General features: G+C 70.8%; 8 protein-coding genes. All 8 read right to left on the reverse strand.

From position 1 onward, the window contains the following. Nucleotides 1–910: VanZ family protein (locus IJH84_RS04675; protein ID WP_295140646.1), on the reverse strand; the 910-nt coding region annotated here is incomplete at its 3' end. A gap of 185 nt (nt 911–1,095) precedes the next feature. Further along, nucleotides 1,096–2,253 (reverse strand): S8 family peptidase, encoded by a 1,158-nt coding sequence (locus IJH84_RS04680; RefSeq protein ID WP_295140664.1) that lies wholly within the window; start codon nt 2,251–2,253, stop codon nt 1,096–1,098. Nucleotides 2,254–2,655: 402 nt separating this feature from the next. Further along, nucleotides 2,656–3,414 (reverse strand): succinate dehydrogenase/fumarate reductase iron-sulfur subunit, encoded by a 759-nt coding sequence (locus tag IJH84_RS04685; protein WP_295140649.1) that lies wholly within the window; start codon nt 3,412–3,414, stop codon nt 2,656–2,658. 64 nt (nt 3,415–3,478) lie between these two features. Then, nucleotides 3,479–5,371: a fumarate reductase/succinate dehydrogenase flavoprotein subunit gene (locus IJH84_RS04690; RefSeq protein WP_295140652.1), complete on the reverse strand. Its 1,893-nt coding sequence runs from the start codon at nt 5,369–5,371 to the stop codon at nt 3,479–3,481. A 10-nt stretch (nt 5,372–5,381) separates the two neighbouring features. Further along, nucleotides 5,382–6,206 (reverse strand): hypothetical protein, encoded by an 825-nt coding sequence (locus IJH84_RS04695; RefSeq protein WP_200072678.1) that lies wholly within the window; start codon nt 6,204–6,206, stop codon nt 5,382–5,384. A gap of 54 nt (nt 6,207–6,260) precedes the next feature. Beyond that, nucleotides 6,261–6,542 carry a hypothetical protein gene (locus IJH84_RS04700; RefSeq protein ID WP_200072677.1) on the reverse strand — a complete coding sequence of 94 codons (282 nt, stop codon included), beginning with the start codon at nt 6,540–6,542 and terminating at the stop codon, nt 6,261–6,263. A 194-nt stretch (nt 6,543–6,736) separates the two neighbouring features. After that, nucleotides 6,737–8,710, reverse strand: coding sequence for an ATP-dependent helicase (locus IJH84_RS04705; RefSeq protein ID WP_295140658.1), 1,974 nt, complete (start codon nt 8,708–8,710; stop codon nt 6,737–6,739). Nucleotides 8,711–8,986: 276 nt separating this feature from the next. Further along, on the reverse strand, nt 8,987–10,094 hold a 1,108-nt coding region (locus IJH84_RS04710; protein WP_295140661.1), incomplete at its 5' end, for an FGGY-family carbohydrate kinase.

Below are 10,094 nucleotides of genomic sequence, written 5' to 3' on the forward strand. Positions count from 1 at the left end.
CCAGCTCAGGGCTCGGCGCCACCTTCGAGGCCGGGCCCGCCTTCGAGGTCGTCGCTGCCGCTCGGCCGGGCGCCGCCGCAGGGCTCGAGGCCGGCGCTGCCACGCCGCTCGCCGCCACCGAGTCGGGTACCGCGGGCCTGGCTGCTGCCGCAGACACCGCCGTTGCGCTCGACACCGCCAGAGGCCGCGACGCCACGGACCGCGGCGCAGCCATGGACCGGGGCGCACCCACGCGGACGGTCGGCGAACCGCCGGGGCTGCTCGGCGCGGCTCGCCGCCTCGCGGGCGTGCGCTCGTGCTCGATCTTCTCGATGATCCGCCACACGGTCTGCGTGGTCTCCGGCTCGGCCGGGCGGTGCGAGGGCCCCGGCAGCGGCTCGTGCCCGCTCCACCACGGGGTGCACACCAGCAGTCCGCCCAACGTGGCGCCGAGGGTGTTGAGCACGACGTCGTCGGTCGATGCGACCCGGCCGGGGATGGCGAAGAACTGCACGGTCTCGATCACCAGCGCGGTCAGCAACCCGCCGATGACGATCTTGCCGAGGCCGTCGAACCAGCGCACCCGCAGCGGCACCAGCACCGCCACCGGCACCAGCAGCACCAGGTTGCCCGCCAGCTGCACCCACGGCTCGGAGTTGCCCGACCCGGCGGTCAGCGCCGTGTACAGGTCGTCGCCGACCTCCATCTTCACCTGGTCCGGGATCTCCGGCTGCGGGTAGAACACCAGGAAGCCGGTGAGCAGCACCGCGAACACCAGCAGCGCGTCGATCAGCGGGTCGCGCAGCGGCGAGACGGACCGCAGCCGGTTGCTGCGCACCGTCCCGGACAGCGCCGCCACCAGCACCGCCGACGGGAACAAGACTGTGAACGCCGGGATGAAACCGTCGAACGCCAAAATAATCTGCTGCACTGTGCCGCTCTTCCTCTGGCCACTGCCAGCGCCGCAACGAACGTGTCCGGCAGGCGACCGCGCGCGAGGCGGTCACCTTCTGCGCTTGTCGCGCAAGGAATCGGCGGTCGGCATTGACCGATCCAGAAGGGGCCCGAACGAAGGGCCGGGCATCTGCGACACCCGGCCCTCTCGTTCGCGCGGAATCAGCTCGCCGGGACCTGCAGCAGGTCGGCGATGGTGCCCTGCGGAGCACCCTGGCTGACGCCGACCGAAGCGGCGTCCTGCAGGCCCTTCACCGCGTCGGCCGGAGTGGCGCCCTGGTTGGCTTCCAGGAACAGCGCGGCGGCACCGGCGACGTGCGGGCTGGCCATCGAGGTCCCGTCCATCGCCTCGGAACCGCCGCCGGGGACGGTGGAGGTGATGCCGACACCGGGCGCGTAGCCCTCGACGGTCTGGCCGAAGTTGGTGAACTCGGCCGAGCCGTCCTGCTCGCCGGAGGCGGCCGTGGTGAACACGCCCTCGGCGCTGGCCGGGGAGGTGTTCTCCGCGTCCTGGCCCTCGTTGCCCGCCGCGACGGCGAGGAACACGCCCTGGTTGACCAGGCCGGTGGCGGCCTCGTCCAGCGCCGGGTCCTTGCTGCCGCCCAGCGACATGTTCGCCACCGACGGGCCGTTGGCGTTCTGGGCGACCCAGTCCATGCCCGCGATGATGTCGTCGGTGGTGCCGCTGCCGTCGTCGCCGAGGACCTTCACGCCGACCACGTTGGCCTGCTTGGCCACGCCGTAGGTCTTCGAGCCGACGGTGCCCGCGGTGTGCGTGCCGTGCCCCTGCACGTCCGAACCGTCGCCACCGGTCGCGTCGAAGCCGACCTTCGCCCGGCCTTCGAAGTCCGGGTGCCCGGCGTCGATGCCGGTGTCGATGATGTAGGCGGTGGTGCCCTGGCCGGTCTGCGCCGGGGCGTAGTTGCCGTCCAGCGGCAGCGCGGGCTGGTCCAGCCGGTCCAGGCCCCACGACTCGGCCGCGCCGGCGTGCGGGTTCTCCACCTGGATGCGGAAGGTCTGCGAGACGCCTTCGACGGACTTGTTCTTGCGCACGTCCTGCAGCTGCTGCGGGCCGAGCTTCGCGGAGAAGCCGTTGAGGGTGTTGTTGTAGACGTGCTTGGTCTGCACCCCGAGGTCCTTCGCGACCTGGGCCGCGTCCACCCCCGGCTTGAGGTTCACCACGAACGAGTCGCCCGCACCGGCGGCGTTGGCCGTGTGCATGGTCAGCGGGGCCAGTTCCTCCTGCGGCGCACCTTGGGCGGGGACCGTCGCCAGCAGCAGCGCCGCGGCCGACACGCCGGCCCCGGCACCGAACAGCATTTTCTTCACGAGATTCCCTCCGTCGCGAACCGCCCGAGTTTCCCGGCCGGCGGGGCCGCCCGGCTGCGGGCCGATTCCGTTGAATTGACTTCGGATAGATCCGAAGATATCGGCCTGATCGGGCCCGGCCAGGCCGCTGGCTAGAACCCGCCATAGCCCTGCGACGTGCGGCTACCCTCACGAACTCCAGGTTGACAGGGGTCAACTGGGGTTTTCCCGAATGCTGTGCGGGCTTATCCCGGAGTTTGCCATTGCCAGAAACGATTGATCGTTGCCAGAATTCCCATCAACGGTGCGCGCGACGTGTTCTTCGGCACATGCGAAAGCGCGGGAAAAACGTGGAGAACATCGGTTGAATCCGCGGTGCTCCGGCAGATCCCGGAGCACCGCGGGCCGGCGGTTTCAGTCCCGCTTGCGGCGGAAGAACCGCAGGACCGGGTCGTAGTGCCGGTCGGCGGCGCGCTCCTTGAGCGGGATGAGCGCGTTGTCGGTGATCTGGATGTGCTCGGGGCACACGTCGGTGCAGCAGCGGGTGATGTTGCACAGGCCGAGCCCGTGCTCGTCGCGGGCCTCGCTGGCCCGGTTCGGCCCGCTGCGTTCGCGGCTGTCCAGCGGGTGCATCTCCAGCTCGGCGCCCCGCATCAGGAACCGGGGCCCGGAGAACGCCTCCTTGTTCTCCGCGTGGTCGCGGATCACGTGGCAGGTGTCCTGGCACAGGAAGCACTCGATGCACTTGCGGAACTCCTGCGAGCGCTGCACGTCGACCTGCTGCATCCGGTACTCGCCGGGTTCGAGGTCCGCCGGCGGCTCGAACGCGGGCACCTCGCGGGCTTTGACGTAGTTGTACGAGACGTCGCAGACCAGGTCCTTGATCACCGGGAACGTCCGCATCGGCGTCACGGTGATCACCTCGTCGCGGGCGAAGGTGGACAGCCGCGTCATGCACAGCAGCTTCGGCTTGCCGTTGATCTCCGCGGAGCAGGAACCGCACTTGCCCGCCTTGCAGTTCCAGCGCACCGCCAGGTCCGGGCATTCGGTGGCCTGCAACCGGTGCACCAGGTCCAGCACCACCTCGCCCTCTTCGGCTTCGACGGTGTGCTCGCGCAGCTCGCCGCCCTCGGCGTCGCCGTGCCACACCCGCAAGTGCGCCTGGTAACCCATAGCCGTAACCCTTCCTCAGCCGTTCGCGGCCGCCCGATTCCTCAGCCGTCGGCGGCCCGATTAGTCAGCCGTTGGCGGCAGCCAACTCTTCTTCCGTGAAGTACTTGCCGAGCTCCTCGGTCGCGAACAGCTCCAGCAGGTCCTGGCGGACCGGGAGCTGCCGCTGCTCGCGCACGTCGACACCCCGATCGGCCATCGAGCACACCAGCAGCGCGCGGCGCCACGCCGATTCCATCGACGGGTGGTCGTCGCGGGTGTGCCCGCCGCGGCTCTCGGTGCGCAGCAGCGCGGCGCGGGCGACGCATTCGCTGACCAGCAGCATGTTGCGCAGGTCCAGCGCCAGGTGCCAGCCCGGATTGAACTGCCGGTTGCCCTCCACGGCCAGGTTCGCGGCCCGCTCCCGCAGGTCGTGCAGCCGCTGCAGCGCGGACTGCATCCGCTCCTCGACCCGGATGATGCCGACCAGGTCGTTCATCACCTGTTGCAGCTCGGCGTGCAAGGTGTACGGGTTCTGCGCGGCGTCGTGCTCCGCGGCCACGTCGACCGGCCGCTCCGCCCGCCGGGCCGCATCGTCCACATCGGACGAACGGATTTCCGGGAACACCCCGCCCGCCAGGTATTCGACGGCGCCGAGCCCCGCGCGGCGGCCGAACACCAGCAGGTCGGACAGCGAGTTGCCGCCCAGCCGGTTCGAGCCGTGCATCCCGCCCGCGACCTCACCGGCCGCGAACAACCCCGGCACGCCGGAAGCCGCGGTGTCCGGGTCCACCTCCACGCCGCCCATCACGTAGTGGCAGGTCGGCCCGACCTCCATCATCTCGCCGGTGATGTCCACATCGGCCAGCTCGCGGAACTGGTGGTGCATCGACGGCAGCCGCCTGGTGATCTCGTCCGGGGTCAGCCTGCTGGCGATGTCCAGGTACACCCCGCCGTGCTCGGAGCCGCGGCCCTGCTGGATCTCGCTGTTGATGGCACGGGCGACCTCGTCGCGGGGCAGCAGCTCCGGCGGGCGGCGGTTGGTGTCCGGGTCGGAGTACCAGCGGTCGGCCTCGGCCTCGTCGTCGGCGTAGGAGTCCTTGAACACGTCCGGGATGTAGTCGAACATGAACCGCCGGTTCTCGGAGTTGCGCAGCACGCCGCCGTCGCCGCGCACCGACTCGGTGACCAGGATCCCCTTCACGCTCGGCGGCCAGACCATGCCGGTCGGGTGGAACTGCACGAACTCCATGTTGATCAGCGACGCGCCCGCGCGCAGCGCCAGCGCGTGCCCGTCGCCGGTGTACTCCCACGAGTTCGAGGTGACCTTGAAAGACTTGCCGATGCCGCCGGTCGCCATGATCACCACCGGCGCGCGGAACAGCGCGTACCGGCCCGTTTCCCGCCAATACGCGAACGCCCCGGCGATGCGTCCGTCCGGGGCGTCCTTGAGCAGCTCGGTGACCGTGCACTCCTGGAAGACCTTCAGCTGCGCCTCGTAGTCGCCGTGCGCGGCGTGGTCGTCCTGTTGCAACGAGACGATCTTCTGCTGCAGCGTGCGGATCAGCTCCAGCCCGGTGCGGTCCCCGACGTGCGCCAGCCGCGGGTACTCGTGCCCGCCGAAGTTGCGCTGGCTGATCTTGCCGTCGGCGGTGCGGTCGAACAGCGCGCCGTAGGTCTCCAGCTCCCAGACCCGGTCCGGGGCCTCCTTCGCGTGCAGCTCCGCCATCCGCCAGTTGTTCAGGAACTTCCCGCCGCGCATGGTGTCGCGGAAGTGCACCTGCCAGTCGTCGCGGGAATTCACGTTGCCCATCGAGGCCGCGATGCCGCCTTCGGCCATCACCGTGTGCGCCTTGCCGAACAACGACTTGCACACCACCGCCGTGCGCAGCCCGCGCATCCGGGTCTCGATGGCCGCGCGCAGCCCGGCTCCGCCCGCGCCGATCACGATGACGTCGTAGTCGTGCCGTTCGATCTCCATCCGCGCCCTCTCAGTTGAACAATCTCAGGTCGCCGATCGCGCCACTGGCGATCAGCAGCACGTACAGGTCGACCACCGCCACCGACACCAGCGATGCCCAGGCCAACTGCATGTGCCTGCCGTTGAGCCAGGTGGCCTTGGTCCACAGCCAGTAGCGCACGGGGTGCCGGGAGAAGTGGTTGATCCGCCCGCCGACCAGGTGCCTGCACGAGTGGCAGGACAGCGTGTAGGCCCACAGCAGCACCACGTTGATGACCATGAGCAGGGTGCCGAGCCCGGCGCCGAACCCGCCGTCCGCGCCGCGGAACGCGATCGCGGTGTCGTAGGTGAGCACGGCCGCCACCAGCAGCGCGGCGTAGAAGAAGTAGCGGTGCGCGTTCTGCAGCTTCAGCGGGAACCGCGTCTCACCCGTGTAGTAGCTGTGCGGCTCGGTGACCGCGCACGCCGGCGGCGCCGCCCAGAACGAGCGGTAGTAGGCCTTGCGGTAGTAGTAGCAGGTCAGCCGGAAACCGAGCACGAACGGCAGCACGAACACCGGCGGCGGCAGGAACGGCCCGAGTGCCGGGAACCACTGGCCCCAGTGGCTGGCGCCCGGCACGCACGCCGCGCTCAGGCACGGTGAGTAGAACGGCGCGAGGTAGTGGTACTCGGGCACCCAGTAGTAGTCGTTCATGAACGCGCGGATCGCGCCGTAGATCACGAACAGGCCCAGCGCGACCGCCGTGACCAGCGGTTGCAGCCACCACCGGTCGGTGCGCCGGGTGCGGGGCTCGGTGCGGCCGGGCGGGCGGGATGGCTCGACGCTGGACGGGTCGGTACCGGGGAGTGCGGACATTGCTGACCTCGTTGTCGGTGTCCGGTGAGTGGTCGGTGCCCCAGTGCCCGCGCCCTAATGCGGCTGCCAGCCTCCGACACCTTCGTCGTCGGAGTCCTGCCACAGCGAGCGGTCGTAGGGCGTGTCCGGGACGAGCACGGTGTCGCCGGGGGTGGTTTCCGTGCGCGGCGCGGGCAATGCCGACAGCTCGGAGAGGTCGATCTCGAGCCGTTCGACATCGTTGCTCAACCTGCGCACCGCCGCAGCGTTTCCGTAGCGGGTGCGCAGCACTCCGACGCTGCTGCGCAGCTGACCTAGGAGGCGCTGCGCATCGCTCAGTTCGGTGCTCGAAGCCATGGGCGCGAACCTCTCGTGCGGTGGTGGGCGCATCGACCTGTTCGAGAGTGCCGCGCAGTCAAGATTGTGACAAGAGCCACAAGCGCTTCCCGCGCAATTTCCCTCGACCGAGCCGGGGCCGGTAACTCAAGCAGCGCTGCCCCGCGGGGACCAGTAGTGCAGCCCAGGCCCAGAGTCGCGGGTGCGCGGACGTCTCAGGTCTCGGACACGGTTTTGGGGAAGCCGATCCAGAGGGTGTCGCGGGCGCGGGTCAGGGCGACGAGTTGTGCGCGTTCGCCGCGCTCGTGCTGGTCGCGCAGCCGGTCGTCGCCGTTGTCCCCGGCGGGTAGTTCGGGCACGAAAACCGCGCGGAATTCCAGTCCTTTCGCGCGGACCACGGTGCCGACCTTGACCTTGCCGTCGCGTTCGCCGACGTGCTCTTCCAGGTCGGCGACCGCGATGCCCGCCGTGCGCAGCACCGCGCGCCAGCGCTTGGCTTCGGACTTGCCGAAGGTGAGCACCGCGATGTCGTCCGGTGCCACGTCGCCGAGGCCGCGCAACGCGCACACCACCGCCTGCTCGTGCTCGTCCGGCGGCCCGCGCCACGGCACGACCTCGCCGCCGCGCAAGGTCGCAACGGCCTCGCGCAAGGAGAAACCGGCCGCGCCGTCGAGGTCGTCGACCTGGTTCGAGGCGTCGAACCGCTTGGCCCAATCCAGGATCCGGGAGGCGTTGCGGTAGTTGTTGCGCAGCACCTCGCCGCGCCCGCGGATCGGGATCCCGGCATCGGACAGCCGCCAGCCACCCGCGTAGATCTGCTGCTGCCCGTCCCCGACGAGCAGCAGCCGGTTCGGCCCGTCGCCTGCCATCGAGCGCAGCAGGCGCAGGCCGGTGAGCGTGATGTCCTGGACCTCGTCGACGACGACGGCGGCGGGCGGCTGGTCCAGCGGCCGGTGCTCCAGCTCGGCGTACGCCTCGGCCAGCAGGTCGTTGAAGTCGTGCAGGCCCTTCTCGCGCAGGTATTCCTCGTACTGCGCGTAGAGCCGCCACACCAGGTCGCGGTCGCCGCCGCGGTCGACCCGCATTCCCCGGCCGGTGCGCTGCACCGCCTGGTACTCCTGCGGGTCGCGCAGGCCGCGGCCCTTGATCACCCGGTCGATCTCGTCGCGCCAGTAGTCCGGCCGCGGGTTCAGCTCGCTCAGCCTGCCGTCCTTGCCGATCTTTCCCCACGCCCGGTAGAAGCAGCTCAGCACCGCGCCCTGCGGCACGCTGCGGTTGCGGCCGCGGTCCCGCAGCAACCGGCTCGCCCAGCTGTGCAGCGTGCTGAACTCGGCCCGCTCGGCCAGTTCCGGCGCGAGCCTGCGGAACAGCCGCTGCTGGATCGGCGGCAGGTTGCGCGCGTAGGTGGTGAACAGCAGCGGACCGGTGCTGCGCCTGCCCAGGTGCACCAGCCGGTGCAGCGCCACCACGGACTTGCCGGTGCCCGCGGGGCCGCTGATGCGCGCCGGGCCGCTGTAGTCGCGGCGCACCATCGCCGACTGCGAGTCGTCCAGGAACGTCAGCCACGACTCGAAGGGACCGTCCAGTGCGGCGTCGAACCGGTCGCGGGCGAGTTCGGACAGGTCGAACAGCTCGGCTCCATCGGCGGGCTCGGCGTCGGATTCCTCGCGCGGCGTCAGTTCAACGAAGTCGGTGCTTGCGGCCAGGTGCGCGGCCAGCGACTCGGCGTCGCGCTTGGTCAGCCGCCGCTCGCCGCGCTCCAGCAATCGGCCCAGCACGGACTCGGACACCGTGAGGTGGTGGCCGATGGAGCGCTTCGACATCTCCCGGCCTTCGGGCAGCACGACCACCGGCCGCACGACGGCTTCGCTGACCGTGCCTGCGGCCACGCGCAAGCCGAGGAACACGTCCGCGGCCGCGCGCAAGGCTGTCCGGGTTTCGTCGAGTTCCGGTTCCGCGTCCCGGACTGCGACCGCGAGCACGCCTTGCGGCCCGATCAGCAGCACGTCGGCGCGGCCCGGCGGAGTGGCCGGGAAGTCCTTGTGCGCGTAGGTGCGCCAGCCGCGCCTGCTCTCCACCAGGAAGCGCGCCAGCACCCGGCGTTTCCAGCGCGGCACCGCCGGAAATCCGGCGATGGCCCGCTCGGCCGCGCGGCGCAGGCGTTCTTCCCGGTGATTCGTGCTCGGCAATTCGCACCCCCTGCAGCGTTGATGATCAACGCTAGCGGGGCGCGTGGACGCCGGTCAGCGCTCGCCGGAGTGGATCACCCGATCGCCGGAGGGCACCTCGGCGGAAAAGGGCCGCACACCACCCGTCCGGGCCTTACGGACGATCGCGATTGCGCCATTCGCTCGGCAAGTTGCGGCCAATGGCCCATTGGTTCGGCACGATCCGTGCTGCCGACGGCGCACCGCTGCGGCGATTCGATGTGCACGGGCCCACGGAAGTGTGGTCGGAAACGACGGTCAGAAGCCGTGCACCTGCCGGCGGGCGGTTCGGTAGGCGTGCCGGACGGCTTCGCCCTGGTAGATCTTCTCCGCCGCGCAGTGCTGCGAGTTCAACGGCCACTCCGGTGGAGCCGCCGATCCGGAAGCAGCCCACGCGGCCTGCTTCGCCGCGCCGAGCGCCACGTATTCCGCGCTGCGCGGCACTTCCACCGGGACGCCGAACAGCGACGGCGCCACCGCTCGCACCGCCGCTGACTCGCTGGCGCCGCCGATCAACAGCACCCGGCGCACCTGCACTCCCGTGCGGCGCAGCGACTCGATGCCGTCGGCGAGCCCGCACAGCATCCCTTCGACGGCGGCGCGCGCGAGGTTCTCCGGCGTCATGTTCGCGCCGCGCAGGCCGGTGAGCGTGCCTGCCGCGTCGGGCAGGTCGGGCGTGCGCTCCCCTTCCAGGTAAGGCAGCAGGCTCAGCCCGCCCGCACCGGGCTGCGCTTCGAGCGCGAGCCGGTCCAGGCCCGCCAGGTCGGTGCCGAGCATCTCCGCGGTCCCGGTCAGCACGCGGGCCGCGTTCAGCGTGCACACCAGCGGGAGGAACCTGCCGGTGGCGTCGCAGAAACCGGCCACTTCCCCGGTTTCGTCCGCGCCGGGCTGCTCGGCGACGGCGAACGCGGTGCCGGAAGTTCCCAGCGACACCACCACGTCACCCGGACCCGCACCGAGTCCCAGTGCCCCGGCCATGTTGTCGCCGGTGCCCGCGCCGATCACCGCCCCGTCCAGCGAGCCGAAACCGGTGACCCGGCCCGCCGATTCCGCAGGACCCAGCACGTCCGGCAGCTGCGGCGTGCGGCCGCCCATCGCCTCGGTGAGCAGTTCCGGCAGCCAGCGGCCGGTGGACGGCGCGAAGTAGCCGGTGCCGGAGGCGTCCCCGCGGTCGGTGCAGGCCCGCTGCGGACGCCCGGCGAACAGCCAGCTGACCCAGTCGTGCGGCAGCAGCACCTGCGCGACCCGATCGGCGTGGTGCGGTTCTTGCTCGGCCAGCCAGGCCAGCTTGGTGAGCGTGAAGCTGGCGACCGGCACCAGCCCGGTGCGTTCGGCCAGCTCGGCGGCGCCGTAGCGCTCGATCAGC

The organism is Saccharopolyspora sp. (assembly GCF_017434145.1).
Lineage (GTDB): Bacteria > Actinomycetota > Actinomycetes > Mycobacteriales > Pseudonocardiaceae > Saccharopolyspora_C > Saccharopolyspora_C galaxeae.

Bases quoted from the DNA above. Each gene is read 5' to 3' on its own strand.
- IJH84_RS04680 (WP_295140664.1), bottom strand. From the start codon at position 2,253: ATGCTGTTCGGTGCCGGGGCCGGCGTGTCGGCCGCGGCGCTGCTGCTG.
- IJH84_RS04685 (WP_295140649.1), bottom strand. From the start codon at position 3,414: ATGGGTTACCAGGCGCACTTGCGGGTGTGGCACGGCGACGCCGAGGGC.
- IJH84_RS04690 (WP_295140652.1), bottom strand. From the start codon at position 5,371: ATGGAGATCGAACGGCACGACTACGACGTCATCGTGATCGGCGCGGGC.
- IJH84_RS04695 (WP_200072678.1), bottom strand. From the start codon at position 6,206: ATGTCCGCACTCCCCGGTACCGACCCGTCCAGCGTCGAGCCATCCCGC.
- IJH84_RS04700 (WP_200072677.1), bottom strand. From the start codon at position 6,542: ATGGCTTCGAGCACCGAACTGAGCGATGCGCAGCGCCTCCTAGGTCAG.